The organism is Streptomyces sp. HSS9-12, assembly GCF_054963655.1.
In genome coordinates this window covers 1-26,488 of sequence record NZ_JBUEGC010000031.1, presented here as the reverse complement: position 1 = coordinate 26,488, position 26,488 = coordinate 1, and the positions used below count along the sequence as shown (strand labels likewise).

Below are 26,488 nucleotides of genomic sequence, written 5' to 3'. Positions count from 1 at the left end.
ACGGCAGTGGCTGACGTTGGTGGTGACGCCTCGGCGATTCAGTTCTTGCTGACAACCAGTCAGCTATCGTCGGCGGCCGGAAGGAACATCCATGCGTTCTGCTCGCACACTTATCGCCTCGGCCGCGATGGCAGCGGCCGCCCTGACCGTGTCGGCACCCGCCGCCTTCGGAACTCCTGCCGCGCTGCAGGCCCCGAGCGGTGACGATGGGGGCAAGAAGCACGAGCACGGCAAGTCCGACGGCGGTTGGCAGTCCGACTCCTCCCAGTCTCAGGGCAGCTCCCAGTCCGACTCCTCCCAGTCCCAGGGCAGCTCCCAGTCCGACTCCTCCCAGTCCCAGGGCAGCTCCCAGTCCGACTCCTCCCAGTCCCAGGACAGCTCCCAGTCCGACGACGGCTCGATGTCCTCCTCCGACTCCCAGTCCGACGACGGCTCGATGTCCTCCTCCGACTCCCAGTCCCAGGACAGCTCGTCGTCCGAGGACAGCTCGTCCTCCGACTACGGCTACAAGTCGGACGGCACCTACAACAACAACGAGGAGTACGGGGGCTACGGCTACAGCAACCACGACGAGGAAGAAGAGCACGGCAAGAAGGACCACGAGCGCAAGCACGACAAGGAGCGCAAGCACGAGAAGGAGCGCAAGGAGGAGCGCAAGGAGGAGCGCAAGGAGCGTCCGAAGGGCGCCGTCCACGCCGGTGGTGGCGGTCTGGCGAACTCCGGCGGCAGCGGCCTTGCTTCCGGCGCCGGGGCGGCCCTGCTCGCCGGCGGTCTCGGTGCCGGCGCCTACGTCCTGCGCCGTCGTTCGGCTGGCGACGCCGTCTGATCCGACGCCTGACAGCTGAGTCATGTCGTGGCCACCGCCGCACAACGGCGGTGGCCACGCCAGCACTTGGGGGGGCACGTTCCTTCCGACGAAAGGCATCGCTCCATGAGCACTCAGGCTCCACCGGAGCCCGAAGAGGACGCGTACGAAAAGGATGATTACAAAGAGTACGCATACGAGGAGTACGACGACACGGGTGAGTCGCCCCGCCCGGCGCTCTCCGACGGCGGCGCACGTGCCGTGCGCTGGGCCATGGGTTCGGCCATCCTCGGCCTGGTCCTCATCCTCCACTCCCACGGCACGGACGGCGGCCCGGCCGTCGTGCAGTCCCCGGCCGTGGTGCCGATGCCGACACCGGCATCGGCGCCCAACGCGTCCAAGGCCCCAACCGCCGACCCCATGCCGCGCTCCCGGCCGACGCGGCTGAGGATCCCCGTGATCGGGGTCAGCGCGCCGTTCACGGAACTGACGCTGAAGTCGTCGGGCCAGCTGAACGCCCCGCCGACAAGCGACAGCAACCTGGTTGGCTGGTACCGGGACGGCACCGCTCCCGGCGAGCGCGGCAACGCCATCGTCGCGGGTCATCTGGACACCAGGAGCGGGCCGGCGGTCTTCGCCAACCTCGGCATGGTCCGGCCCGGCTACAACGTCGAGATCACGCGCGCCGACGGGACCGTGGCGACGTTCTCCGTCGACTCGGTCGAGACCTTCGACAAGGCCGCCATTCCCGACAGCCGGGTGTACGGCGACACCCCGGATGCCCAGCTGCGGCTGATCACGTGCGGCGGCTCGTACGACGAGCAGCGCAGGGACTACACGCACAACGTGGTGGTCTTCGCCCACCTGGCATCGTCTCGTAAGGCATGAAATTCCCCGCCCGCCGGCCCCATGTCACTCGTGGGGCCCGCGGGCGGGGAATCGCCGTTTACGCGGACGCTGTTTATTACGCGGGGACGGTGCCGTCGAACGCGTGCAGATAGGCGTTGACCGGCCGGATCTCGCCGACTTCAAGGCCGGCCTCCGTCATACGCGTGATCAGGCTCTCCTTGGTGTGCTTCTTGCCTCCCACGTTGAGCAGCAGCAACAGGTCCATGGCCGTGGTGAACTTCATCGACAGGCTGTCGTCGACCAGGTTCTCGATGACCAGCACCCGTGCGCCGGGACGGGCGGCCTTGACGATGTTGCCCAAGGTCGCGCGGGTGCTCTCGTCGTCCCACTCCAGGACGTTCTTGATGATGTACATATCGGCCTGGACCGGGATCTCGACGCGGCAGTCACCCGGCACGAGCCGTACCCGCTGGGCGAGCGAGCCGCCGTAGCGCAGCCGCGGATCGGCGTTCGCCACCACGGTGGGCAGGTCGAGCAGGGCGCCCTCCAGCTTGGGGTGCTTCTCCAGCAGGCCGGCCAGCACATGCCCCTGGCCTCCGCCGACGTCCACGACGTACGTCACTCCGGTCATGTCGAGGAGTTCGGCGAGGTCGTGCGCGGACTGGCGGCTGGACTGGGTCATGGCCCGGTCGAACACCTCGGCGGATTCCGGGGCGTCGTCGTGCAGATACTCGAAGAAGGTCTTGCCGTACAGGTCGGCGAAGACGTTCTTGCCGGACCGGACCGCTTCGTCCAGCCGCGGCCAGGCCGCCCAGGTCCACGGCTCGGTGCACCACAGGGCGATGTCCCGCAGGCTGTTCGGAACGCCACCGCGCAGCAGCCGGGACATGTCGGTGTGGGTGAACCGGCCGTCCTCGGTCTCGGCGAAGATTCCGTAGCAGGACAGGGTGCGCAGCAGCCGCTGGAGGGTCTGCGGCTGGGCGTGGACTGCCTCCGCCAGGTCGTCGGCGGTGGCCGGTGTGTCCCCGAGGGCGTCAGCGACGCGCAGCCTGGCCGCGGCGCGTACGGCCGCGGCGCAGGCGGCGCCGAATACGAGTTCCCGCAGTCGCATGGCCGCCTGGGGAGAGGTGGCTGTGGTGGCCATCGGGCCGCCTTTCTCCTGATGGGGGTTCGGGAAAGCACGGCCGGGCCGACTGTCCGGCCTGAGTGTGGGACCGGACCGATCAGCACCGGCCTGCCGGCTCGGAGGTCTGGCACTTGTTTCCGGTGAAGGTGTTGTCGACTCCGGTGTCGCGGTCGGCCAGGTCGGCGGGGCCGTTGCCGGTCACCTCGTTGTTCCGGATCGCGTTGCGCGCGTTGGGGGCGCCCACGACGCTGCGGAACAGGACGATGCCGCCCGACATGGGTGACTTACCGACGTTGTCCCGCACCTGGTTGTTCCTCACCACCGTGTCCTCCACGCCGGTGAGGAGAATTCCGGTGCCCTGGATGAAGGGCAGGCGGGAGTTCGGGGCGCAGTACTTGTTGTTCTTGTAGATCAGGTTGCGCTGGACGGTCAGGGCGCCGCCCCGGGGGACCGACTCGTCACCCACGACGAAGACGCCGCCGCAGTTGCCGGTGGCGGTGTTGTTCTGTACCGAGAGGTTCCTGACCCGCCGGAGCACCACACCGATCCGGTTGCCCGAGAGGTGGTTGTCGCTGATGAGGGTGCCCTTGGTGTCGGTGGCCGGGCCCTCGGTGTCGACCGAGTTGGCGAGGAAGATGCCGGCCTGGCCGTTGTCCTCGGCGACGTTGGCCCGGAAGACGCCTCGGGTGGACTTCTCCTGGCTGATGCCGTGGTCGCCGTTGTTCTGGACGACAACGCCGAAGACGCCCATCCGGTCGGTCTGGGTGGCCGAGATGCCGTTCTTCGCGAAGCCCTTGACGGTCAGCCGCTGGATCCGCACATCAGAGACCTTGCGGTCCGCCGTACCGGTGACACAGAGGCCGTGACCGGCCTTGGCGCAGGCGTTCTGGGACTCCTTGGCTCCGGCGCTGATCACAGTGCGGGGGCCTGCCCCGCGGATGGTCACATCCGAAACGGTGACCTCGACGCTCTCCTTGTAGGTACCCGGGAGGATCTGGACGGTGTCTCCGGGCTTGGCCTCATCGACCGCCGCCTGGATGGACTCGCCCGGGCGGACGATGTGCCAACGGGCGGCCATACCGGCGTGGGCGGGGGGTGCGATGCTCAGTCCCATGGCGGCGATCGCCGAGGCACAGACCACCTGGGGAACCTGTCGCTTGAACATGCGTCATGACCTTCTTTCCGGAGATTCCGGCATGAGCAAGCTCGGGCTCGGTCGCCGGAATGGATGAGTCCTTGGGCGAAATCCGACTCAGCAAGGGCTGGGTGCAGATCGCCACGTCGAAGCTATGAGCGTTTTGCACCCCTCGCCACTTGTGTCCCTCGGGTGGTCCACGCCCCGTTCATACATCTGGGAGGCCGGGCGGTACGGGGGCGTCCATCGCGTCCTGGCAGACGGCGCTGCCGCTGGTGGTCATGGGCGCGGGCATGGGCCTGATCGCGCGCTCGCCCCGGCGCGGCCCCGCTCCCCTGCCGCGCTGCCGTGGGTCAGCTGGGTGCCGGTTCGGTACCGGCAGGCTCATCGGGCTGGGACGGCCGGGGAACCGCGTTCTGGGCGGCGGTCGCGTAACGACCGGCCAACAGAGACGTGCTGTTGGAGATGCACTGTGCCACCTCGTTGTCGTAAGCGCCGGACGGACGCCCGGACAACGGCACTTCTCCCCGGTCGGTCGTGGCATGCGTGTGCCCGGCCTTCAAGAGAAGCGCGGGGGGCGCAGGCCGGGCACCGATGGCTGTTACGGGTCAGGGCTCAGGTACGGGCACCTCCGAACGTCGCTGACCGGCCTCGTTCCGCACCTACGGGACGCATGCGCGCTGCCGCGCTTGCGGCGAGAGCCAGCACCAGGGCGATCACGCCCACGATGACGTTGTTGACGATGGTCGCTGTGGTGGCGACATTGCCCGCCACCACCCATGGCGCGATGATCGTCCACACCGCCAGTGCGCAGGCCGCCCACGCCATGCTGTGCGTCCGCTCGTAGGCCTGACCGAAGCCACCACTCATCAGCACCGCATAGCCAATACCAACGATCAGGTTGTTGACGGCCAAGGTCGGGAAGCCGTTGAATCCCGCGATCCACGGAGAGGCCGCGATGTAGAGGCCCGCGATCAGGGCCACCGTCTCGACGGCTTGCACCCACGGGGTCGACGCGGCGCGCTCGGCCAGCTCGTGGCGGGCCCGCATTTCGAGGATGTCGGGATGGGTTTCCATGGCCGGTGAGGTCACTCCGACCACCTCCTGAGACTCTCAGTGATCTCTTCTGCGTCGAGTACCCACAAGCGCGGAAGAACCACGCGGGCGGCCCGATGCCCATGCGAAGACCTGAGATGCAACGCGATGTTCGCGGCCGTGAGCATGACGTCACCGGCACCCGGGCGGCGTCGCGCTTCCCGAGCACCTGGGGCTTACACAGACCACTGTTGCCTCATGCGTATCTCGCGGCCCGTTCTGCTTTCCCCACGCCCACGGATGGGCCAAAGCGTTCCCTCCCAGATCTCTGACGCTAGAAACAGCCAAGCCAGCGGCATCGGTGCCACGGGGCCGCGACACCAGGGCAAAGATCGGGACTGAGGCACTGCGATGTCGTACCAACACGAGGTTGCCGTGGGTATGGCACGGCTGGAGGGATATCTACGGGCGCAGACGGAGATGAGCAACGCCCGCGCGGAGGCCGAGGCATTCGCCTCCCGAATGCCCTGGCTGACCACCGCTCAGCACGATGAGGTCGTCCGCCTCTACACCGAGGAGCGCATCGCTCTGGCCCGCCGCACGCTGCAGCGCGTCGTAGAGCGCACCGCCGAGCTACGGGCCGAGTACACCGCCCGCTACGAGCAGCTGCGCCGTCGGCTGCTGACTGTCACCGTCGCGCTTCTGCTGACGGCCTTCGCCCTGTGCAGCTTCCCGCTGCTGTTCGCGCGCACCGTCTGAGGACACGCCTGGGACGTAACGAGGCCTGGACAGCGCGGCACGCACCCACGTCGATGCGCGGCTGAGCCGCCGAGCGCGGATGCTGCCACTGGCGGTGCACACCGGCGACCGTGCCGGTGGTGTCGTCCTGGAGATCGGTGGCGCCCGCCCGGTTACACGGGGTGGCACAGAACGGGGTTCTCCAGTTCTGCGCAGGGCCGGTGGCCGTGGGCGCGCACGATGTCCTTGCCGACCTCGTTGGTCAGGTAGCGCAGGAAGCTGGCGGCCAGGGAGCCGGCGGCAGGCTCGCCGTAGGTGTAGGCGTATTCGGTTTGCCACAAGGGGTAGGCGCCGTGGTCGGCTCCCTCCAGGGTGGCCGGGTGGCCGTTGATGAGCACCCGCAGCACGTCCCGGCGGCCGGAGGCGGCACCGACCTCGCTGTAGCCGAGCGCTCCGGGAGTACTGGAGACGGTGTCCAGTACCTCGCTGGTGGAGCCGCGCTGGCAGCGTACGACGCCGCGCTTGGCGCCGTGTGCTGTCTTCAGACAGTCGTCGGAGGTGTCACCGGGCTCCCGGCTGCCGCCGAGGATCTTCTGCTCGAAGGTCTTCCGAGTGCCGGAGTTGGAATAGCGGCTGATGAGTCGCACCGGCAGATCGTTCCCGCCCATGTCCTTCCAGTTGGTGATACGCCCTTGGTAGACGCGTCTGATCTGCTCCAGGGAGAGGTCCTGGACGCCGGCCTCTTTGTTGATGACCAGGGTGAACAGGGAGAAGGCGATGGGGCGCGGGAGCAGTTGCGGATACCGGCCACCCTTGGGGCCGTCGGAGAACGCGAGTTGATCGAGGCTTGCCGAGCCCTTCTTGCGCCCTGCCTGATCCAGGGCCACGACACCTTGGGCACTCCCGCGGGTATCGAGGGCGAAGCCGGCTCCCGGGCAGGTGGACTTGTAGGCGTGCGCGGCTTCGTGCAGGACGGGCGCGAAGGCGGTCGACCCGGTGAGGGTGAGCTTGCCCTTGGCGCAGTCCAGGGGGGCGGTGTCGTTGCTGGTGAGAGAGACGTGGGCACCCCCGGCGTCGTACGGCGCAGAGCTGTCGGCAACTGTTCACCGGTTGTTGACGTCTGGCCCCGTGGTTCGTCTCGGCCGCGCCCGCGGCCCGGACGACTACGGCGACCGCAAGCGTGCCGGCCGCCGGCGGGATCAGCTGGTCGTCACTCCGAGGCGGTCGAGGATCGGTACGCCGGACAGCAGAGAGTCGTCAACTGACCACTTTGCCGCAATCTAAGATAAAATTGGGCGAAATGCGCCGCAGGATCACGGGAGCCACTGACTTCCGCTCTCACAGCCCTGGCCGGTGTCGACGAAGTGGAGAGCCGCCGTGATCCCGATGACCCTGGATGAGATCGCCGAGGCTGTCGAGGGTGTGCTGCACGACGTGCCCGATCCGCGGGCGGTGGTTGACCGGCCCGCTGTCATCGACTCGCGGCGCGCGGAGCCCGGTTCGCTGTTCGTCGCCCTGCCCGGCGAGCACACCGATGGCCACCACTTCGCTGCTGCGGCCGTCGCCTCCGGGGCGGTCGCGGTCCTCGCCACCCGGCCGGTGGGCGTGCCCGCGATTGTCGTTCCGGACGCAATCGACGCGCTGGCGAGGCTCGCGCGCGCCGTCGTGGCGAGGCTGGATTCCCCGGCGGTGGTCGCGCTGACCGGTTCAGTCGGCAAGACCGGTACCAAGGACCTGCTTGGCCAAGTGCTGAAGAACATGGGCGCGACCGTGACGACCCCGTTGTCCTACAACAACCAGATCGGCTTGCCGCTGACCGTCCTGCACGCTGACGTCGGCACGCGGTGCATGCTGCTCGAGTTGGGCGCCAGCCGGGCCGGCCACATCAGGTATCTGACGGGAATCGTCCCGCCGACCGTCGGGGTGGTGCTCAATGTGGGCACCGCCCACATCGGTGAGTTCGGCGGCAGCAAGGAAGCCATCGCCGCCGCCAAGGGCGAGCTGGTCGAGGCCCTCCCCCCGCACGGCCTGGCCGTGCTCAACGCTGACGATCCATACGTGATGGCGATGTCAGCCAGGACCACGGCACCAATCCTGACTTTCGGCCGGACCGCGGGCGACGTACGCGCCACCGATGTCGAGCTGGACCAGAACGGGCGTCCGTCGTTCACCCTGGCCCACGAGGGTTCAAGCGCACCCGTGAGGCTTGGCATGTACGGCGAGCACCACATCGCCAACGCCACCGCTGCGGCCGCCGTCGCGCTCAGTCTCGGCGCGGAGCTCGACGACGTCGCCGGAGTGCTCAGGTCGGCACGGCAGTTGACTCCGGGCAGGATGGAGGTCATCGAGCGTCCGGACGGGGTGACGGTCGTCAACGATGCCTTCAACGCGAACCCTGATTCGATGGCTGCCGCGCTGAACGCCCTGGTCGCCATGTCGGCGGGACACCGGCGCACCGTTGCCGTACTGGGCGAGATGGGCGAACTGGGCACCGGTTCCAAGGCGCACCACGCGGAGCTCGGCCGCCGCGTCGCTGCGGCGGGTATCACCGACCTGATCGCTGTCGGCGGCGCCGAGGCGGCACTGATCCACGATCAGGCGCAAGCGCACGGCGTCACCAGCGCACTCGTGACCGACGGCGACGCCGCCCTGGAACTCCTTTCTGGCTTCCTCAAACCGGGCGATCTGGTCCTGGTGAAGGGCTCTCACAGCGCCGGGCTGGAAGACACCGCACGGCGCCTGGCCGAACCCGGCACGGTGCCGGCTACCAGCCCGCACTCGGGCCGGCGCCCACGGCCGGTTGCCCAGACGTAGTCAGCCCCTCGGAGGGCTCAGGCGAAGGACTGCCGAGGACAGAGGAGACGTGCCCGATGACGGACCATGTGGCGCCCGTGAGTGTGGTGATCGCCGCCTACAACGCGGAGAAGACCCTGGGGGCTGCCGTGGCCTCCGCGCTCGGTCAGGTTCCACCTCCGGCGCAGGTGATCGTCGTGGACGACGGGTCGCGGGACGGCACCGCGTCCGTGGCGGCGTCGTTTCCGGACGTACTGCTGGTCAAGCAGGACAACCAGGGGCCATCGGCCGCGCGCAACACCGGGATCGCGAAGGCATCGCAGCCGTGGGTGGCGTTCCTGGACGCCGATGACGTGTGGCTGCCGGGCAAGCTGGCGCGGCAGTTGACGGCTTGGAGACGGCACCCGTCGGCGGTGCTGCTGGCCGGTGACTGGGTACGTACGCCTCCCGGCAGCGGGGACGCGGAGAGCACACCCACCGTGGCGGCGGCTGCCGGAGACGAAAGGCTCATGGGCTACCGGGACGTGCTGGTGCTCAACCGTTTCCAGACGTCCACCGTGCTGGTCCGCACTGAGGTGCTCCGGGCCTGCGGCGGGTTCGACCCCGCGCTGGACGGTGCCGAGGACTGGGACATGTGGCTGCGGTGCGCCAAGCTGGGCGACATCGTCAAGCTTGATGTCCCCCTGGTGATCTACCGGGACGAGCCCGCCGGTTACAGCAAGAACCTGGTCCGTCTCTACAGCAGGATGCTCGCGATGCTGGACCGGGAACGGTCGGGTGCCTCGTTGCCCGGGGGCGCTTTCGCCCGCGTGCTGGCCTGGCATCATCTGCGTTTCGCCGTCGCCTTCGTGCTGAACCGCCAGTCTGGCCAGGTCCGGCGGGTGGTGCGCGAACTGCGGCTGGCGGGTCTGGTCCGGTATGTGCCCGGAGCGGTCGTGATCTACCTCGCGCCGTTCCTCGGCGGCCGGGTCGTACGCCGACTGCGCGGCGTCTGAGGCGGCTGGGTGGCCGGAGACCGCACGGCCATGCCCCAGCAGACAGGCAGGGCGACGGCCGCGACTGCCGCACCACCGAGGAGGGGAAGCAGTGCCGACATGCCGGTCGGCGCACCCGTCCACCGTACGGTCAGCCAGGCCAGCACACCCGCTGGAAGGCTGGTCGCCACGGACCGGCTCAGCGCGCGGGCCGGCATCATCGGCGGCTCGTCCGGGTCCGTGCCGAGTCGTGGGCGCAGCATCGCGGCAGCGGCGATGGCGGCGATGGTGTAGCTCACGGCGACGGCCGCGGCGATGCCCTGCACGCCGGCCGGGCGGTACAGGGCCAGCGACATGACCACGGTGAGCCCGTTGTTGAGCAGGTAGAGCACGAAGGCCGAACGGAGGTCCTGCAGCGCCTGGAAGACGCGGATGAAGTACAGGTAGGCGGAGAATCCCGGCAGGCCGAGGGCCAGCACCGCCAGCACCTGGGCGGTCATCGCGGCGCCGGCCGCGCTGGTGGCGCCATGTCCGAGCAGAAGGCTCACCAGGGGGTGGGCCAGCGCGGCCAGAACGGTGGCGATCGGCACCATGAGCGTGATGAGCAGGCGCAGACCGGAGGCCACCTGCTCGCGGAGGTCTCGGACCTCTCCGGCCGCCCAGGCGGCCGCCCAGGACGGTTGCCGGGCGGTGGTGATGGACACCGCCACCATCCCGAAGGGCAGCTGGAAAAACGCATACGCGTAGGTGTAGGCGCTGACCCCGCCGGACCGGCTGTTGGCGAACAGCAGCACAGCGAAGAGGGCCGCCTGGTTGGCGGCGACCATGGCGAACGTCCATCCGGACAGGCCGACCACCTGCCGTACGGCGGGGTGCCGCGGCTCCCATCGCCAGCGCAACCGGGCCCCCGCCCGCCGCAGCCCTACCGCCAGGATGAGGGCCTGTGCCGCGACACCGGCTGTCGTGCCCAGTCCGAGGACCGCCAGAAGCGCCGGCTCGTGGAGTACCCGGTCGATCGAGATGTGCCGCACGTAGTCGGCGACCATGAGCAGGAGGGCGATGAGCACCAGGTTGCCGGCGATCGGGGCGAACGTCGCCAGCGCGAACCTGCGTACGGTGTTCAGTACGGCGGTGGCCATCGCGATCACGCCATAGAGAAATACTTGCGGAGCGAACAGTTGCAGCAGGCGCACGGCAACAGCGCGCTCTGAACCCGCGGTGGCCGCCGGGGCGGCCAGGGTGTAGCCGCTGACCAGCAGCCCGGCCGTAGCCGCCACGAGAGCTGTGGCGAGGGCCAGCACGACCGCGGAGACGGTCACCACGGCGGACATGGCCGCCCACGCGTCCCCGTCCTGCCGATGTGTCGCCGCCGGGTCCCGGTCTTGGCGCAGTCGCGCGGCGAACACCGGGATAAGCGTGGCGGACAGCACGCCACCCAGGACCAGGTCGTAGATCATGTTGGGGGTGGTGTTGGCGAGGTTGTACGCATCCGCCAACGGGGTGACGCCGAGCGCATAGGACAGGGCGAAGACCCGTGCCAGCCCGGTCACCCGGGACAGCGCCGTGCCGACGGCCATGGTCAGCTCCGGCCCACGGCGGTTCGCACGCCATGCAGTCCGGAGAAACGCACAGGCAGTCATCCGGCGTTCACCTCCGCCATCGGTCGAGCAAGGCCATGCGGCGGGCCTGGGGAACGGACAGCAACGGCCATGGCGAGCCGATGGCGGCCTCCCCGCCGACCCGCGCCACGTTGAGAACCGCGTGCGGAGTGAGGCCGTAGGCGACCACCAGCACCGCGGCACCGCCTGCTGCGGCGGCCACCGGGCGGCGCCGGTCGTGCCGCACGTGCCACGCGAAGGGCAGAGTGAGGATCCCCAGGGTGATCTTGACTGTGGTCGCCGCGGCGAGCATGCACGCGCCCGTTACGGCAGATCCCTCGGCCCGCGTCCATCACAGGAGAGGATGCGGGGAAGTCTTCCCGTGCCGGAGATGACGGTGTGTTGCGCGACACGCCTGTGACCTCAACTCTCTTGGAGGCAGGGGACGGTGAGTACGGGAACGGCGCTCGTTCAGGCGACGCATGTGCTGAGGACCCCCCGCCGGGGCAGGCTCAAGGAGGCGCGGACGGGTGGGACGACGGCCCGTCAGCGGAGCCGGAATGCCGGGTTTGGATCCTGCCGGTCGTGCCACGCACTCGGTTGTTTGTGACGCCTCCGCCTACCGGGCGTTCTGCCTTCGGCCGCCGCGTCCTACGGTGGGCACCGGCCCAGCCCAGCTCCCGGAGGGCGGCGCGAGCCTGCTGACGGTCGTCCAGTGGTATGTCGCGGCCCGCCACGCGTTGCGTGGTCTCATGGCCGCGCCCGACGATGAGCACGACATCCCCGGGTCTGGCCATCGCGATGGCCCGGTTGATCGCCGCGGCCCGGTCCAGTTCCACGATGACCGGCCGGTCCGGTCGTTCCAGCGCTCCCATGAGCATCTGGGAGACGATGGCCTGAGGGTCTTCGTCACCGGGGCTGTCGCTGGTGAATATGGCGATGTCGGAGTCGACCGCGACCCGTCCGGCGTCGGGGCGCTTGTAGCGGTCCCGGTCACCGCGGCAACCGACGACCAGGTGCACCCGGCCGCCTGGGCCGGCCAGCTCGTGAGCGGCGCCGATCTGCGCGGCGAGGGCGCCGGGGGTGTGCGCGTAGTCGACGATGACGAGGAACGGCTGGCCGACATCCACGACTTCGGAGCGGCCGGGTATGGGTGGGCAGCGGCCGATGCCGGAAGCCGCCGGCTCGGGTGGGACCCCGAGCGCCCGAGAGGCGAGATACGCGGCGGCGAGGTTGGTGGCATTGCAGGTGCCCACCGTCCGGGCCGACAGCTCGACAGCCCCGTCAGCGCAGTGCAGCACGATGTGCGTGCCGCGCCGATCACTGGCGACATCGGTGATCCGCGCCTGAGCCCCGCCGTTGTGCCCGAATGTGGTCGTCGGGACGGTGGTCTGGGACGCGAGTCGAAGACCCCACTCATCGTCCACACACACCAGGGCCTGACGGCAGTTCTCCGGGGTGAACAGCAGCGACTTGGCGTAGTAGTACTGCTCCATCGTGCCGTGGTAGTCCAAGTGCTCGTCCATGAGATTGGTGAACACGGCCACATCGAAGGTGACCCCGCCCACCCGTTGCTGATCGAGGGCATGCGAGGACACCTCCATGGCAGCGGCCCGGACCCCTTCCCTACGCATACGGGCGAAGGCCCGCTGGAGGTCGGGCGCCGCCAGGGTGGTCCGCGACGACGCCCACCGGTGCCGGCCGATCCGCGTCTCGACCGTGCCAAGGAGCCCCGCGCGCCACCCGCATGTCTCGAACGCGGCATGCAGGAGATAGCAGGTCGTGGTCTTACCGTTCGTCCCCGTCACGCCTGCGAGCGACAATCGCTCGGCCGGCCACCCATGGACGGCCGCGGCCACCGGGCCCATGGCCCACTGGACGCTCGGCACCCGCAACTGCGGCACATCGAGATCCACAAAGCGCTGCACCAACAGGGCCCGAGCGCCGGCTTTCACGGCCGCCTCCGCGTAGTCGTGACCGTCGTGGTGCGTGCCGGGAAGGGCACAGAACAGCCAGCCAGGGCCCACCTGCCTGCTGTCGTGCGTGCAGTCCACAACGGCGACGTCCGAACCGCGCCGCTCGGTCTCGGGCCAGACGGCCGCCAGTTCCGACAGGGGGACGGCGTGAGGTGAGCGGGCACCCCCGGCCGACCCGAATACCGGGCCTGCGGTCCTGAATTCCTCCGGCCTCACTGCGGCGAGCCCTCACCGGGATGCGGTACGCGCCCGCCGTGGAGGATCGTGCCGCGGTGATGTCGGTGCCCACCGCACTCCAGAAGGCGGGCGCCGCACAGCGCACCGTGCGGACGAGATAGTCGAAGCCGCCCTTGCCCGGCAAGGCCCCGCGGCATTCCTGCGCCGCCGAGCCAGGGGAATGAGGTTCGGATCCGAGTGCTGTCACCAGTCATGCTCACGTCTCCATCGAGCCGACGGGATTTGCGGAGAAGAATCCGTATCGTCAGAAAGGGACCGAAGAATTGGTGAGCCGAGATACGCCTGCGGCATCGAGTCGGATCGGCCGGGGTGCCGAAGAAGGCAATCCGCTGATTGCGTGAATTCTGCGCTCCTCCGACGTTAAGTGACGAGCTCGGCGCCCGCACGTCGAGCCGAGGATTCAGCGGTAGTTGCCGGTGTGACCGAGGCTGTAACGGCCCGGCTGGGGAAAGATGGCCAAGCCGTGCGGGTTGGCGCCGACGTGGATGCGGGCGAGCATGCGGCCGTCGGTGGTCGAGAAGGCGTATACCTCGTCGTCGTTACGCCCTGACAGCCACAGCTGTTTGCCGTCCGCGCTGACTCCGCCCATGTCCGGTGAACCACCACCGGGAATCTTCCAGTTGGCCACGGCCGCGCCCGTCGCGGGGTTGACCACGGTGACGGATCCCGCCTGCCGGTTCGCCACGTACAGCAGCTTGCCGTCCCGGCTGGGGTAGATCCCGTGCGTCCCGGCCCCGGTGGGAATGGTCGCGCCCCGGCGGAGAGTGGCCCCGTCGACGGGGATCAGACCGCCGTCATGGAACCCGGCGACGTAGAAGGTCCGCCCGTCGGGGCCGAGCCGTACGTCCTGGGGCATGGATTGGGCGCCGAGCTCGAGCGAGCCCTTGAGCTTCATCGTCGCCGTCTCGTACTTCAGCAAATGGCCGGTGAACTCGCAGGTGGCGAGGAAATACCTGCCGTCCGCCGAGAAATCGACATGGTTGATTCCCTTGCACGGCACCTTGACCTGCCGCCGCAACTTCCAGCTGTGCGGGTCTCTCACATCGATACGGTTGAGGAACTCCGCAATCACCAGAGCGGAAGTGCCGTCAGGGGTGAAGTACAGGTTGTATGGCTGGTCAACGTTCGGGACCGGCTTGCCCGGCTTGCCGGTGCGCGGGTTGATCGGAACGAGTTGATCCTGGCTGCTGGCGTCGACCCACAGGGTCTTGAGGTCCCAGGACGGAGTGACGTGCTGCGGCATGCCACCGACGTGGAAATGGTCGACAATCTTGAACGTTTTCGGATCGATCACGGTGACGGTGTCGCGGTCCTTACTGGTCGACCAGCTCGTGCCGCCCATGCCCGTCTCGCCGCTGTTGGGCACGTAGACCAGCTCTCGGGCCCTGGCGACGGCCGGGCTGAGCATCCTGGCACGGGTGAACGCGTAGATGTCCGCCGAGTCCACCGGTCGCTGCCCGGAGCCGGGCGATGCCCGTCCTGCACCTGTTCCGTGGTCATGTATGTGTCCCCGATGCCCGGCGGACGGCATTGAGGCGAAGCCCCCCGGAACGAGCAATCCACTGGCGACCACGATCCACGGAGTGAGCACGACACCGCACAGCAAGGCGATAGCGGTTCGATTTGGGCGCATACGCATCCCTCCGCTCAGGAAGACCCTGACTACGGAGAAACGTAAGGAGCAGGGGCGCCCCCCGCGATCGCACCGATACCGTTCCCTCTGGCGGGGACAGGCATTTCTCCAGTCTTCGATTGCGGTTCTTCCCAGGCGCGCCGGGGCTTCCGATCACCAGGGCTCCACCTGCCCTCGGCGCTGCTCCATTGGAGTGAACGCGAGCGGCACAGCGGGACCACGGTGACTCCGCGCACAGAATGCACTACCCGGGGAAGACGGTACTGGACACCGCGTTCCCCAGCGCAGCGTTGCGCGTCCGAACGCGTGACAGAGCGCGGCCGGAGATGACCGGCCTCCTCCCAGCCCTGCCGTTTCAGCCGTGCCGAAGCCGCGGGGCCGCACAGCACCAGGCGCGCGAAGCCGCCCTCGCCATCCTGCCGGGGACGCAATGCCCGACCTCGACCAGCTGCTTCCCTCGCTACACGTACCGGCTACGGCGGGTGTAGAGAGGAGATATGTACCAGCCCAGCTGGACCCCACAAACAAGTCGTGCGTTGGTGGCAATCCCGATAGCACTGATGGCGACAATCGTGGTGATCGACGTTCTGGCGCCCGCGTACATTCACCTCGGTCCCTTGCTGGTCGCAGCCCCCGCGATCACCGCCTCGTTCGCCGGCCCGCGGATGACCGGCCTGGTCGCCGCCCTCGCCGTAGTGGCCCAGGTCATCATCGCCATACTGCGCGATCGTGATGAGCTGATCTCAGCAAACCACTGGGCGCAGATCGCTGCCCTGATCCTGGCCGGATCGAGTGTCGTGATCTTCACCGTGCTGCGAGAACGCCGGGCCAGAGAGCTGACGCAGGTACGGTACGTATCGGAGATGGCACAGCGGGGCGTCCTGCGGCCGCTGCCCAAGCAGATCGGACCGCTGCGGGTTGCCTCGCTTTACCTTGCCGCCGAAGCGGAGGCCCAGATCGGCGGCGACCTGTACGCAGCCGCCCGCACCAGCTCCAGCACCCGCCTGATCCTTGGTGACGTGCGAGGCAAAGGCATGACCTCCGTCAGCGACGCCGCCCTCCTACTCGGTGCGTTCCGCGCCGCCGCCCACCGCCAGGCGGCCCTGGACGAACTGGTGGCCTTTCTCGACGGAAGCGTGTGCTGGAATCTGGCCGAACCAGGCGAGACCGACCAGGCCGGCGAGACCTTCATCACCGCCGCGATCCTCGACATCCCCGACCAGAGCAACACGGTAGGCATGATCGACTGCGGGCACCCGCCACCCATCGTCGTGCGGAACGGCCATGCCACAACGATCGACTCTTACCAGCCCGCGCCACCGCTGGGCCTGGGCAATCTGGTACATCCCAGGTACCACATCGACCCCTTCACGCTCGAGGCCGGAGACCTGCTGCTGCTATACACGGACGGCGTCATCGAAGCCCGCGACTCCACCGGCGCCTTCTACCCACTCGCCCAGCGCATAGAAGGCTGGACAGCCAGCCACCCGGCCGCATTCCTGCACCACCTCCGCCGGGATCTCCTCGACTACGTCGGTGGGCACCTGAACGACGACGCCGCCCTGATTGCGATCCAGCGGACGCCCACACCCAGTGATCAACGATCCCGGCATGAGGCGTCGCGCCTGTCCCTCCAATGATCACAGCGCCCCCGCCGAGGCGAGCGACCACGGCCCGGTGACGCGTAGGCTGCCCGCAGGCGGGGTTGGCGGTGAGCTCGAGCGGGAGTCGGCCGCCCGGGCTTTCTCGCCGTGGCCAAGCGCGCGCAGCAGGTCCGCCCGGGTGGCGTGGTAGAGGTGGTAGCGGTCCAGCTGCCAGGCCAGCGCCTCCGGCTCGGCCATCGCGGCCTCCGGCCCGGTGGCGTAGCGGACCGCGATCGCACGGTGCAACTGGGCGACCGGCGATGGCGCGAGGTGGAGCAGCATGTCGTACAGCAGCACGATCTGCTCCCAGTCGGTGCGCCCGCGCCGGGACCCGCGGACCGGGTACCGCGTCTACGACGAGGCCGACGTGCGGGACTCCCGGCTGGCGCACCAGCTCAGGCGGGGCGGCTACCTGCTGGAGCAGATCGCCCCGCTGATCGCCCAGGTGCGGGCGGCAGGCGGGCCGGAGCCGCTGGAGGCCACCCTGCGCGACTGGCACGGCCGGCTGTCCGCCCGCGGGCGCGCGATGCTGGCCGGGGCCGCCGAACTGGAGGCGTACCTCCGTGAGCGCGGATGAGATTGCGGCCGTCAGCCGAAGAGAGACTCCCAGGACAGACACACCTGAGCGCGCGACGGGCGCCCCCACCCGGCGCCCCTCGCTCAGTGGCCGAGGTCGGCCAGCAGGTCGTCGAGTACCGTCTCCTCCTCGATGCGCACGCCGAGTTCGGTGAGGGCCGCAGGCAGGTCCGGGTCCCACGCGACGGTGGTCGGTGTGCCGGTCAGGGGCGAGGCCAGGGGTGTGGCAGCGACCGCGGTGCGGTAGTCGGCGGCGGTGTAACGCCAGGGGTGCCAGGAGACGCGGCGCAGCAGGGCGGAGGCGATGCGCAGACCGCCCCAGTCGAAGTCGCCGTGATAGCGCAGCGTGGTTCCGTGGGCGTGCAGGTGGCGCAGCAGGGTGAGGGCTGCGGCCGAGGGCTGACCCTGGAGGCAGACCAGCGGCGGGCAGGCGGCGCCCAGGGTGTCGGCCGCGGTGGCCAGGACAGCCGGGTTCTCGCAGACGTACGCAGTGCCGGGTGCCGTGCGGGGCGGAGTTCGGGTGAGCTGGCGCAGGGTGAGCACAACGGGTTCGCCGGCGTCGGCCGCCCAGTCGAGGGCGGGGGTGCCGCGCAGGCCGAGGGTGAGGACGGTGGAGGACAGGGCGTCCTTGAGGAGCCCGGCGGAGGCCCAGGCCTCGCGGCGCCACTCGGCTCCGCTGCCGTCCGGAAAGCCGGTCAGGGCGCGGATGCCGGACAGGACGAGGGTGGCGAGCGGGGTGCCGTCGTCGAGGGCATGGGCGTCGCCGAAGGCGGTGGCGGCGAAGGCGGGCAGGGAGACAGCCGGGTCGGCGGGCAGCCGGCGCAGGGCCTCTGCGGTGTTACCCAGCAGTCTCCGCGCCGTGTGCGGGCTGCGGGCGAGCCGGCGTACGAGACCGTCACCGCCCAACCGGTCGGCCCATGCCGTCAGTTCGGGTCTGACCGTGCGGATCAGGATGACGAGGGGTTCGTACGCGTCCCGCCATGCCTGCTCCTCCCGCTCGCGTACGTCGGCCAGCCGGGCGACAGGTCCCGTGAGGGCGGTGACGGCTGCCGCGAGGCCGTCGGGGCTGACGCCGGAGCGGCGCAGGACGGCGTCCACCGCGTCGAGACGGACGCTCAGCGCACGTCCGGCGCCGGGGGCGCGGCCCAGCAGGTGTTCGGCGGCGGTCCGTTGCCCGGCGGTGGGGGCGCTCAGGGTGACCGGGCCGGTGAGGGGTTCGTCCCGTGCCATGCGGCGGCGTACGCGGTCGATCAACCAGGCGAGGTCTGGGCCGCCGAGCAGGCGGGCCAGGCGGTCGCGGTCGACATGCGCCGGGGGCTGCCGGGGCGCGCTCATGCCGTCGTTCCGGTCCACAGGGCGTCCTGGCTCTCGGCAGCGGGGGCAGCGGCCTGCGCGGGGAGGGACAGGAGTCCGTGGCCCGGCTCGGTGCCCCGCGCCCGTTCGGCGCCGTCCCATTCCCAGCGGGTCACCAGGACCGCCGGGATCTCGTCGACGCGGGAGAGCTGGGCGATGGCAATGCCGGGGACCTGCGGGTAGCAGGCCCATTCGCGTTCGCTGGTCATGACGACGTCCAAGTCGAAGGCGTGCAGCAGGCCCAGGCACTTCGCGCGGGAGTCGTCGTCGACGCCGGCGAAGGCCTCGTCCAGGGTGACCAGGCGCGGGGCGTGCGGGGCGGCTGTGGCGTAGTGCGAGGAGGCCGCCGCGAACAGCGGCACGCTCACGGCCAGGACGCGTTCGCCGCCGGAGGCGGGCCCGGTGGCCGGGACCCACTTGCCGTGCTGGTGGCGTTCGATGCCGAACTCGTGCCAGGCGCGGTAGTCGAGGGCCGCGGTGAGCACCTCCAGCCAGCTGCCCGCCGTATCGTCGGCCTGCCTGCGGGCGATCTCGGCCTGCAGGAACTCACCGACCGCGGCCCGGTCCTCCACCGTCCAGGCGTCGGCGGACTGGCGCAGCCGCTCGCGGACCTGAGCGAGCCCGCCCGGAGCCTTGCGCGAGGGGCGCCACACCAGGCGCAGCCTCATGCCCGTGGAGGTGGGCCGTTCCTCAAGTTCGGCGTTCATGGCCAGCACCTGACGCTCGGCGGCGCCGATCAGCTCCTGCAAGGTGCCGGCGACCTCGGTGAGCAGGTGGGTTTCAAGGATCTCGCGTTCGTGTGCGGACAGGATGCGGGTCAGCTCGGCGACCTCCGCGGCGAGGGCCTCGGCGAGTTCGGGGACAGCCCGCTCACGGCCCTGATAGACGATCTCGACGACCATGCCGTCCTCGACCATCCGGGCGGAGGCGCTGTGACCACCGCGGGAGAGGGCGTCCTGGAGCTTCTTGTACTCCTCGCTGAGCCGCTTCTGGATGCGTTCCCAGGCGCCGTCGGAATCGTCGGTGCCGGACAGTTCCGCCTCGATGGAGCGGGCGAGGGCGACGGCCGGGGTGGCGGCCCACGGCCCGGCGTCGAGCGCGGGCACGGCGGCCTCGGGCAGGGCGACGGACAGCAGGCCGGTGGCCGCGAAACGCTGGAGGGCGGCGATGGCCTCGGCGCGGGCCGCGGTCGCCTCCCGTACGTCCACCTCCAGGCGTTCGATGTGCCCCTGGGCACGGTGGGCGCGGCGGTCGGCGGCCGTGTGGTCCTCGCGGGTCTGCCGCTGATCGCGCTCGCAGGAGGCCAGCGCCTCGGCGGTCTCGGTCAGGCGTCGCTGAAGCTCCGCGACGGCGGCGCCGACGGTGGAGCGCAACGTGGTGTGGCGTTCGTCGGCGGCGGCGGCGAGCCGGGCGGACTCCTCGGCGCGCAGGGAAAGTTCGGCCACCCGGGCACCCGCCCGCTCCGTCTCGGTACGCTCGTCGGCCAGGGAACGCGCCGCGTCGGCGCGTTCCCGCAGGGCGGGCCACAGGGCGGCGAGGACGGCGGTGTAGTCGGCCAGGGCCTGGCGGACGGCGGCCAGGCCCGCCCGGTCCGCGGGCAGGTTCACCGCGGCGGCGGTCTCGGCGAGTTCGGTGGCGGCCTCGGCCTCCTGCCGTGTCACCGCCGCCAGTTCGGCCGCGCGCTCGTCGCGCCGGACCCGGGCCCGGTGGGTGGCATCGGCAGCCGCGGCGGCGAGCGCGTGCGCGTGCCGCAGGGCGGCCTCGTCGGGAAGGGCGGCCAGCTCGGCGTCCAGGGTGCTGCGGCGCCGGTCCACGGCGGCGTGCTCGGCGTCGAGCCGGGCCATGTCGTCCGCCAGGGCGGCGAGTTCGTCGCGCAGAGCGGCGATCCGGGCCCGGCGCGCCTCCTCGCGGGCGCCCTCGCCGACGTACACGGCCGTCGGCTTCGACCAACTGCCGGTCAGCGCGCCGACGCGGTAACGGCCGTCGGCCGCCACCCAGGTGTCACCCGGGCCGCCGGAGCCGAGACCCACGGCCGACAGCAGCCGGGAGACGGTCTCCTCGCCCACCGCCAGGGCCCGTGGGTCGCCGTGGTCGACGGCAGGCCGCAGCACGTCGGCGAGCGTCGGGCCCTCCAGTCGGGCACCCGGCGACAGCAGAACGTCGTGCCCGTCCGCGTGGACGGCGGTGCCGTCCGGGCGCACCCAGGCGTCCAGGAGACCGGATACCTCCAACGCGGCCTCCAGGCCCGCCCGTTCGCCGGCCGGGACGTGCTCGCGGAAGTCGACCAGCCGCCACAGCGGCGCCCCCGGCGCCTGGTCGCGGACACCGGGCGTACGGGTGTGCGGCGCCGTGGGGCCGCGCTGGCCGCCCGCCTCCAGGTCGGCCAGTTCCCGCTCGGCCTCGGCGCGCCGGGCCCCAAGGCCGGTGAGTTCCTGCCCGAGAGCGGCCGTGCGGTCGGCCAGGTGTGCCGCCCGCTCACGGTGGACCTCGCCTGCCCGTTCCCGCGCCGGATACGGACCCTGGCAGTGCGTGACCCAGTGCTGCAGACCGTCCAGCAGCCCGGCCGGATCGGCAACGGCCAGCTCCTGGCAGGCGTCCAGATGCGCGCGGACGCGGGCCACGAGGTCCCGGCCCGCCTCGGCGGCCCGCTCCTCGGCCTCGGCCTGTCGCCCGGCGGTGTGGCCCACCTCGGTCTCGGCCTCGTCCAGCCTGCGGGCGGCGGCGCGGCGTTCGGCGGCGGCCTCGGCGGCGCGGGCCGTCAGCTCCTCCACGTGTTCGACGGTGCGGCGCCTGCGGGCCACCGACTCCTCGGCCGTACGCCGCAGTTCGGCCTCCGGTACGCCGTCGGTGCGCAGCTCGCCGTCGAGACGGGCCGCGGCTGCCGCCTCCCGCTCGCGGGTGAGCGTGTCGGCGACCCGTTCCTCGGCCGTTTCGAGGCGTCGCCGGGCCGTCTCCAGGCGGCCGAGCGCCCGGGTGTGCGCCTGGGCCGCCTCGTCCCGGTCGGCCTCGGCGCGGGCCAAGTCTTCGGCGGTGCGGCGCGCATCGGCCGCCGCCTGCTCCAGCTCCCGGGCGCTGCGCATCTCGGGGCCCTCGCGCAGGGCCGCCTCCTGCGCCTTCAGACGGGTGGCGGTCTCCTCCAGCTCGGCGATCCGCTCGGCGGCCGCCGCCCGGTCCTGCTCCGCCTCCTCCCGCTCGGCACGGGCCTGGGCCAGGTCGCGGTGCAGCTGCTCGTAACGGGCGTGCTCGCTGCGGGGCAGCCGGGCCCGGCGCCTGGTCGCGACCCGGGCGTAGCGGCGGTAGTGGTCCAGGAACGCGGAGGCGGCCCGCTCCGCCTCGGCGGCGGCCCGCAGCTCCTCCTTCTCCTCGTCCAGGGACCGGAACGCCTCGGCCACGTCCGCGACGACGGCCTGGTCCATCGGCGGCAGCGCCTCGGTCAGCGCCCGGGACAGCGCGGTCTCGTTGGGCCGTTTCGACAGTTGCGGCTGGCGCAGCTGGATGAGCAGGTCGACCAGGGCGGCGTAGCGCCACTCGCCGAGCCCGAACAGCGCCTCGTCGACCGCTCTGCGGTAGGCCGTGGCCGTGTCGTACACCATGCCGCGCCCGGCGACCGCGTCCGCGAGCCGGTCCCGTGACAGCGCCGTGCCGGTGGCGTCCAGCAGGCTCAGCTCCGCACCGATGCGCTGGTCGGTGACGGCGTACCAGTGGCGGGCGATGCCGCGCCCCGCGACCGCCTTCAGCCCGCAGGCGAGCGTGCGGAAGTGGGCCTGCCCGGTGTCGGTGTCGATGCGGCCGAACTCGATCCAGGTGTAGCCGAGCCGCTCGGGGTGCGGATGCTCCCCGCCCAGCAGCAGGTTCCACTCCATCCGCTTGCCCGGGTCGGCGTCCGGCTCCACACGGCGCGCGGACAGGTCGCCGTCCAGCAGGAACGGGAGGGTGAGGGCGAGGACCTTGGACTTGCCGGTGCCGTTGTTGCCGCGCAGCAGCAGCCGGCCGTCGCGGAACCAGAACTCCTCGGTGTCGTAGTAGAAGAGGTCGACCAGGCCGACGCGCAGCGGTCGCCAGCGGCCGGGGGCGGGCTGGGGCAGGGCGGTCACGGCGGTGGTGCCTTTCGCTGGGAGGTCTTTCGTCGGGGGGTACGTGCGCCCGGCTCTGCTACGACGGTCTCGCCGACCGCGTACCGGGCGAGCGCGGGCAGCGGAGCCACGCCGCCGGGCGTGCGGGTGACCAGAGCGAGTGCGGTCAGTTTGGCCAGCGCCTGCTCCACCAGCTCCCCTTCCGCGCCGGGCTGCTTGGCGCTCTTGGACCAGAACCCGCCGTGCTCGACGGCCAGTGCCCGCACCTGGCGCTCCAGCTCCGCGCGGCTCAGCTCGCCGCCCGCCGCCGCGAGGCGCTCCGCGAGCAGGAGGGTGACGTGCCCGTGGGTGCCCTGTTCGGGCATCCGTACGTCGGTGAGGTCGTCCTGGGGGTCGACCATGGCGATGCCCTCGGCGCGCGCCTCCGCGACCAGGCCGGTCAGTTCACTGACGCGGGTGGTGATGAAGGCGCGCTGGCGGGTCAGGTAGGCGAGCTCCTCGTCGGTCAGCTCGTCGTAGTACAGCACCGGGTCGTCGAGGAGGCGGCGGGTGAGCTTCTGGCGGATCGCCCGGAACCGCAGCTCGTCGCTGTCCAGGGCGCTCTCCGCGGTGAGCTGGTTCAGCCGTTCCTCGAAGGTGTCGGCGGTGATGGTCGACGGGCCGTGGCGGGCGGCGAGCAGTCCGGCGAGGACGCGGCGCTGGACGTCGTAGAGCACGTCGCCCGTCCCGCTGACGTAGGCGTCCTCGTCTCCGGCGACCCGCCGCAGTACGCCGTGGCGCAGCAGCAGCCGTACGACAGCGGCGAGGTCCAGGCGCTCGTCGCGCCGCTCCAGCGTGAACTCGATCCCGGCGGCGGCCAGGTGCGGATCGGCGGCGTCGAGCACCACCTGTTCGGCGAGGCGGCCGAGCGCGATCTGTGCCTCCCCGCGCTCCAGAGCGGCGAGCGCCAGGCACAGCAGCACATAGCGGCGGCGGGTGAACGGCGCACCGGCGCGGGACGCCTCGCGCGCCGGGTGGGTGGCGTCGGCGAGGGTGCCGGGCGTCTTGCGCAGCCGGGCGGCCTCCGCGTCCACCCGCAGCGACCAGCCGGTGTTGCGGTCGAACCAGTCGCGCAGCTCGGCGGCGTACTGCCGCACCAGGCGGTAGGCGTCGGCGTCCGGGCCGTGCGCGAGCAGCAGCGGCTCCTTCAGCAGGGCACGGGCAGCCTTGTGGAACTCGGCGGTGCGTCGCCCGTCCAGGACTTCGCCCAGGGGCGTGGTCATCGCGCCTCCCGTGCGGGGCTGCCCGCGGTCAGGTCGATGATCTCGACGAGGTGGTCGGGGCCGCGGAACACCCCGCCCGGGGTGCGGATCTCGGCGGTCGTCCCGTCCGTGAGCGCGGTCAGCCGGATCTCCATCGTGCCGTCGTTGCTGGTGGTGGCGGTCGTCGTCATGCCGGGCCGCCAGGTCGCCAGGGCGTCGCCGAGCAGCCGCAGGAACAGGCCGAAGGCCATCGGGTCGAGCTCTCCCAGCGCGGACAGCCGGGTGGTGCCGTCCGTCGCCAGCCGGGCGCGGGCGGCGGCGGTCTCCTCCGCTTGCTTGGCGGCGAGCTCGGCCAGCTGCCGCCGCTGTTCGGAGCGGTCCTGCACCCTGCGGGGCTTGCCGCGCCGCTCGTAGCTGCCGGTGCGGCGCAGCTGCGGGCTGATCCGCAGCGGCTCGGCCTCGGCCCACGGGGTGGACGCGGCCACCGGACGGGCCGTGCGGTCGGCGAGGGTGTCGGCGTCGACGGTGAGATGCCGGGCGGGGTACAGGGCGAAACCGGCGCGCCACAGCCGGTGCCGCGCCTCGTCGTCGGGGGCCTCGGCGAACCAGCGGGCCAGGGTACGGAAGTCCGCCGACCGGTCCGAACGCCCAGCCCGCCGCTCGTTCAACTGCCGTACGACGGAGAGCAGTTGCGGGATCGCTCCAAGGGCGCGACCGCGCAGCAGCCGGGCCTGGGACTCGCGGTCGCCGACGGACACGAACCAGGCGGAAAGGCCCGCCCACTTCGCCGCCCACCGGGCGTACGCCCGCGCCTCGGCGGTCTCGGCCTCGTCCGGGGCGGCGTCGGCCGCCTCCCGCGCCGCCGCAAGCCGCAGCAGCGCACCGACCCGCCCCCGCTCCTCCAGCTCGCCGATGAGCAGGGCGATCCGCCCGCCGAGAGTGATCAGGTCCTGGATGAACCGCTCCAGGTACTGGATCAGCCGGTCCTTGTAGGCGAGGAACACCTCCACCTCGACGCCGTGCAGGTCGATGGTGCGCTGCAGCGACCCCATGAACGCCCGCGCGTTCTCGGCCAGCGCCTCGAACCGGCCGGTCAGCGTGGACAGCGCCAGGTGCACCTTGGCCGCGTCCGGCTCGCCCGCCTCCTGCTCTTCCTGCTCGGCGGCGATCACCAGCAGGGCCCGCAGCTGAGTGACGATGTCGTGCAGCGCCACCGCCTGCAGCGCGCCGCGCCGCCCCAGCGCCTCGTCGTACGCGGACAGCGCCTGCTCGGCAGCCTCGCCGGCCTGCGTGAGCTGGTAGATGAACCGCTTGCGGTAGAAGTCCTCGACCGCCGTGACCCGCGACGTGTCCGGATCCGCCCGTAGATTGCCCCACTCGACGAGACTGTCCAGCGCCTTGACCACGGCGTCCGGGCCGGCCGGCCGCCGTTCCACGGGCAGCGCCGCGTGCACGTCCTCGGGCCGCAGATGCACCGCGAACCGCTCCTTGGCGGCCAGGAACGTCTTCATCACGTCGCGGTAGAGGGCGCTGTTGGGTGCGGTGAGGTGCGCGAACGGCGCGTACGAGGGGTTGCTTGAGGATCCCGGGGAGCGTCCAGCGGAGCGGGGATCAGCACGGTCGGGATGGGCGGGCTGCGACGTCATCGTGCCGACATTGTCTTCGACCCGGATCCCACCGCGAAACCGAGGCCTGACCTTCACACCGAGATACCGAGCCAGGCTCCACGGAGTGGAGACGGGCATGCGGCCGCCGAACCGCGACATGAACTCGACCGCCACCCTTCCAGCAGCCTTGGGCGTTCAGTGGACGCCGATAAGACTCGTACGACATCTTGTACAAGTCGCACGCCTGGCACGACTACCACTGGGCCGAGACCGACCGCAAGATGATCAAGCGCATCAACAAGCTGATCGACGACACCATGCGCGATCCCTTCAAGGGCATCGGCAAACCGGAGCCCTTGAAGGGTGACCTGTCGGGCTACTGGTCCCGGAGAATCGACGACACCCACCGACTCGTGTACAAGCCGACCGACGGCGAGTTGATCATCGTCCAGGCCCGGTACCACTACTGACACCAGTGTGTACACATGATCGGCCTCAGACCGAGAAGCGCCGCCCGGCACGCGGTGAGCGGGCACCGGGCCCGCACCCCCTTCACAGCTCGGGGTCGAGGACGTTCCCGTTTTGGAGGCAGCACAGCGAGGTCGTAGCCGCCGCCCGGCGCGGCCCCTGGCTTGTGCTGCTTCGGGCTCCCTACACGGATGCTTCGGATCGGCCCGCCGTTGTCGAACCAGTTCTCGGGGGTAGAGGGGGTTGCGTGGGTGAGCCACTGCCGGCCTCTGGGTTCGGGGAGCGGAGGCAGCGTGCGACACCCGGGGTGGGTGTGGTCGTGGGCGTCCTCGACGGCTTTGCCTGGCTCTGTTCGCGAGAATGGGCAGCGTTCGTCCACCCGTTCGGGAGGCAGCGGGCGCTGGCCACCGAATCGAAATGTTCATGGGTTGCGACAGCACCAGCGCGACCGGCTGCCGCAGGACCGGTCCGTGCGCTGCTGCACGCGCATGACGTGGCGCGAGCCGGCGGTCTCGTCGTGAGACCCGGGTACAGGTTCGTGAGCTGCACAGAGGTACGTCCGTGGAAACTCATGAGACCGTCCGACGCGCGCACGCATGGAGGCGTGCGGCGTAGCCGGGACTAGTAG

General features: G+C 70.8%; 21 protein-coding genes and 1 pseudogene. 8 read left to right on the top strand and 14 right to left on the bottom strand.

Translation table 11 applies throughout. The annotated features are described in order from the left end of the window. Positions 1-91: 91 nt before the first annotated feature. Positions 92-826: a hypothetical protein gene (locus ACY34J_RS17895; protein WP_462727549.1), complete on the top strand. Its 735-nt coding sequence runs from the start codon at positions 92-94 to the stop codon at positions 824-826. A 252-nt stretch (positions 827-1,078) separates the two neighbouring features. Beyond that, entirely contained in the window at positions 1,079-1,693 is a 615-nt protein-coding gene (locus ACY34J_RS17890) for a class F sortase (protein ID WP_462727568.1), read from the top strand. Positions 1,694-1,769: 76 nt separating this feature from the next. Here ACY34J_RS17890 and ACY34J_RS17885 read toward each other — a convergent pair whose 3' ends face one another. From ACY34J_RS17885 to ACY34J_RS17875, 3 genes are all read right to left on the bottom strand, one after another. Beyond that, on the bottom strand, positions 1,770-2,798 hold the full coding sequence (locus tag ACY34J_RS17885) for a methyltransferase (protein WP_462727550.1): 1,029 nt from the start codon (positions 2,796-2,798) through the stop codon (positions 1,770-1,772). Positions 2,799-2,877: 79 nt separating this feature from the next. Then, positions 2,878-3,945 (bottom strand): right-handed parallel beta-helix repeat-containing protein, encoded by a 1,068-nt coding sequence (locus tag ACY34J_RS17880; RefSeq protein ID WP_462727551.1) that lies wholly within the window; start codon positions 3,943-3,945, stop codon positions 2,878-2,880. A 585-nt stretch (positions 3,946-4,530) separates the two neighbouring features. Continuing rightward, positions 4,531-4,992, bottom strand: a complete 462-nt coding sequence (locus ACY34J_RS17875) for an SPW repeat protein (protein ID WP_462727569.1) — start codon at positions 4,990-4,992, stop codon at positions 4,531-4,533. Between the two features lie 399 nt (positions 4,993-5,391). On the opposite strand from ACY34J_RS17875, the gene ACY34J_RS17870 reads away from it, so the two are divergent. Next, positions 5,392-5,709, top strand: a complete 318-nt coding sequence (locus tag ACY34J_RS17870; RefSeq protein WP_462727552.1) for a hypothetical protein — start codon at positions 5,392-5,394, stop codon at positions 5,707-5,709. Between the two features lie 152 nt (positions 5,710-5,861). On the opposite strand, the gene ACY34J_RS17865 is transcribed toward ACY34J_RS17870, so the two are convergent. After that, on the bottom strand, positions 5,862-6,716 hold the full coding sequence (locus tag ACY34J_RS17865) for a substrate-binding domain-containing protein (RefSeq protein ID WP_462727570.1): 855 nt from the start codon (positions 6,714-6,716) through the stop codon (positions 5,862-5,864). Positions 6,717-7,065: 349 nt separating this feature from the next. Here ACY34J_RS17865 and ACY34J_RS17860 point away from each other — a divergent pair, with 349 nt between their 5' ends. Further along, a complete protein-coding gene (locus ACY34J_RS17860) occupies positions 7,066-8,502 on the top strand; it encodes a UDP-N-acetylmuramoyl-tripeptide--D-alanyl-D-alanine ligase (protein WP_462727553.1) in 1,437 nt (478 codons plus the stop codon). 56 nt (positions 8,503-8,558) lie between these two features. Continuing rightward, positions 8,559-9,476 carry a glycosyltransferase family 2 protein gene (locus ACY34J_RS17855; RefSeq protein ID WP_462727554.1) on the top strand — a complete coding sequence of 306 codons (918 nt, stop codon included), beginning with the start codon at positions 8,559-8,561 and terminating at the stop codon, positions 9,474-9,476. On the opposite strand, the gene murJ is transcribed toward ACY34J_RS17855, so the two are convergent. From murJ to ACY34J_RS17835, 4 genes are all read right to left on the bottom strand, one after another. Further along, positions 9,422-11,032 carry a murein biosynthesis integral membrane protein MurJ gene (gene murJ / locus ACY34J_RS17850; protein WP_462727555.1) on the bottom strand — a complete coding sequence of 537 codons (1,611 nt, stop codon included), beginning with the start codon at positions 11,030-11,032 and terminating at the stop codon, positions 9,422-9,424. The genes ACY34J_RS17855 and murJ overlap by 55 nt on opposite strands. Positions 11,033-11,102: 70 nt before the next feature. Then, positions 11,103-11,366, bottom strand: coding sequence for a hypothetical protein (locus tag ACY34J_RS17845; RefSeq protein ID WP_462727556.1), 264 nt, complete (start codon positions 11,364-11,366; stop codon positions 11,103-11,105). A gap of 199 nt (positions 11,367-11,565) precedes the next feature. Beyond that, complete coding sequence (locus ACY34J_RS17840) at positions 11,566-13,245, bottom strand: UDP-N-acetylmuramoyl-L-alanyl-D-glutamate--2,6-diaminopimelate ligase (RefSeq protein ID WP_462727557.1); 1,680 nt, start codon at positions 13,243-13,245, stop codon at positions 11,566-11,568. Between the two features lie 421 nt (positions 13,246-13,666). Further along, positions 13,667-14,713 (bottom strand): YVTN family beta-propeller repeat protein, encoded by a 1,047-nt coding sequence (locus ACY34J_RS17835; RefSeq protein ID WP_462727558.1) that lies wholly within the window; start codon positions 14,711-14,713, stop codon positions 13,667-13,669. Positions 14,714-15,459: 746 nt separating this feature from the next. Here ACY34J_RS17835 and ACY34J_RS17830 point away from each other — a divergent pair. Then, positions 15,460-16,539, top strand: a complete 1,080-nt coding sequence (locus tag ACY34J_RS17830) for a PP2C family protein-serine/threonine phosphatase (protein ID WP_462727559.1) — start codon at positions 15,460-15,462, stop codon at positions 16,537-16,539. Here ACY34J_RS17830 and ACY34J_RS17825 read toward each other — a convergent pair whose 3' ends face one another. Beyond that, positions 16,540-16,839: a hypothetical protein gene (locus ACY34J_RS17825; RefSeq protein ID WP_462727560.1), complete on the bottom strand. Its 300-nt coding sequence runs from the start codon at positions 16,837-16,839 to the stop codon at positions 16,540-16,542. A 16-nt stretch (positions 16,840-16,855) separates the two neighbouring features. Here ACY34J_RS17825 and ACY34J_RS17820 point away from each other — a divergent pair. After that, positions 16,856-17,119 (top strand): annotated as a pseudogene (locus ACY34J_RS17820) (MerR family transcriptional regulator); the annotation flags it as partial. An 83-nt stretch (positions 17,120-17,202) separates the two neighbouring features. Here ACY34J_RS17820 and ACY34J_RS17815 read toward each other — a convergent pair. Genes ACY34J_RS17815 through ACY34J_RS17800 form a run of 4 tightly spaced genes read right to left on the bottom strand, consistent with a single transcriptional unit; the run spans position 17,203 to position 25,431 of the window. Further along, a complete protein-coding gene (locus tag ACY34J_RS17815; RefSeq protein WP_462727561.1) occupies positions 17,203-18,471 on the bottom strand; it encodes a TIGR02679 family protein in 1,269 nt (422 codons plus the stop codon). Continuing rightward, the gene (locus ACY34J_RS17810) at positions 18,450-22,565 is read right to left on the bottom strand and encodes a TIGR02680 family protein (RefSeq protein WP_462727562.1); all 4,116 of its coding nucleotides are present in this window, start codon (positions 22,563-22,565) and stop codon (positions 18,450-18,452) included. The genes ACY34J_RS17815 and ACY34J_RS17810 overlap by 22 nt, the downstream gene beginning before the upstream one ends. After that, the gene (locus ACY34J_RS17805; RefSeq protein ID WP_462727563.1) at positions 22,562-23,806 is read right to left on the bottom strand and encodes a TIGR02678 family protein; all 1,245 of its coding nucleotides are present in this window, start codon (positions 23,804-23,806) and stop codon (positions 22,562-22,564) included. The genes ACY34J_RS17810 and ACY34J_RS17805 overlap by 4 nt, the downstream gene beginning before the upstream one ends. Continuing rightward, on the bottom strand, positions 23,803-25,431 hold the full coding sequence (locus tag ACY34J_RS17800; protein ID WP_462727564.1) for a TIGR02677 family protein: 1,629 nt from the start codon (positions 25,429-25,431) through the stop codon (positions 23,803-23,805). Before ACY34J_RS17800 ends, ACY34J_RS17805 begins: the two co-directional genes overlap by 4 nt. A 185-nt stretch (positions 25,432-25,616) precedes the next feature. Between ACY34J_RS17800 and ACY34J_RS17795 the strand changes: the two genes are divergently transcribed. Beyond that, positions 25,617-25,862 (top strand): Txe/YoeB family addiction module toxin, encoded by a 246-nt coding sequence (locus ACY34J_RS17795; protein ID WP_462727571.1) that lies wholly within the window; start codon positions 25,617-25,619, stop codon positions 25,860-25,862. On the opposite strand, the gene ACY34J_RS17790 is transcribed toward ACY34J_RS17795, so the two are convergent. Continuing rightward, the gene (locus ACY34J_RS17790; RefSeq protein WP_462727565.1) at positions 25,856-26,239 is read right to left on the bottom strand and encodes a DUF6349 family protein; all 384 of its coding nucleotides are present in this window, start codon (positions 26,237-26,239) and stop codon (positions 25,856-25,858) included. The genes ACY34J_RS17795 and ACY34J_RS17790 overlap by 7 nt on opposite strands. Positions 26,240-26,488 lie beyond the last annotated feature (249 nt).

What these genes read in the sequence shown, in the direction of transcription:
- ACY34J_RS17875 (WP_462727569.1), bottom strand. Translation starts at nt 4,992, where the DNA reads ATGGAAACCCATCCCGACATCCTCGAAATGCGGGCCCGCCACGAGCTG.
- ACY34J_RS17845 (WP_462727556.1), bottom strand. Translation starts at nt 11,366, where the DNA reads ATGCTCGCCGCGGCGACCACAGTCAAGATCACCCTGGGGATCCTCACT.
- ACY34J_RS17890 (WP_462727568.1), top strand. Translation starts at nt 1,079, where the DNA reads ATGGGTTCGGCCATCCTCGGCCTGGTCCTCATCCTCCACTCCCACGGC.
- ACY34J_RS17805 (WP_462727563.1), bottom strand. Translation starts at nt 23,806, where the DNA reads ATGACCACGCCCCTGGGCGAAGTCCTGGACGGGCGACGCACCGCCGAG.
- ACY34J_RS17885 (WP_462727550.1), bottom strand. Translation starts at nt 2,798, where the DNA reads ATGGCCACCACAGCCACCTCTCCCCAGGCGGCCATGCGACTGCGGGAA.
- ACY34J_RS17830 (WP_462727559.1), top strand. Translation starts at nt 15,460, where the DNA reads ATGGCGACAATCGTGGTGATCGACGTTCTGGCGCCCGCGTACATTCAC.
- ACY34J_RS17800 (WP_462727564.1), bottom strand. Translation starts at nt 25,431, where the DNA reads ATGACGTCGCAGCCCGCCCATCCCGACCGTGCTGATCCCCGCTCCGCT.
- ACY34J_RS17895 (WP_462727549.1), top strand. Translation starts at nt 92, where the DNA reads ATGCGTTCTGCTCGCACACTTATCGCCTCGGCCGCGATGGCAGCGGCC.
- ACY34J_RS17855 (WP_462727554.1), top strand. Translation starts at nt 8,559, where the DNA reads ATGACGGACCATGTGGCGCCCGTGAGTGTGGTGATCGCCGCCTACAAC.
- ACY34J_RS17870 (WP_462727552.1), top strand. Translation starts at nt 5,392, where the DNA reads ATGGCACGGCTGGAGGGATATCTACGGGCGCAGACGGAGATGAGCAAC.
- ACY34J_RS17880 (WP_462727551.1), bottom strand. Translation starts at nt 3,945, where the DNA reads ATGTTCAAGCGACAGGTTCCCCAGGTGGTCTGTGCCTCGGCGATCGCC.
- murJ (WP_462727555.1), bottom strand. Translation starts at nt 11,032, where the DNA reads ATGGCCGTCGGCACGGCGCTGTCCCGGGTGACCGGGCTGGCACGGGTC.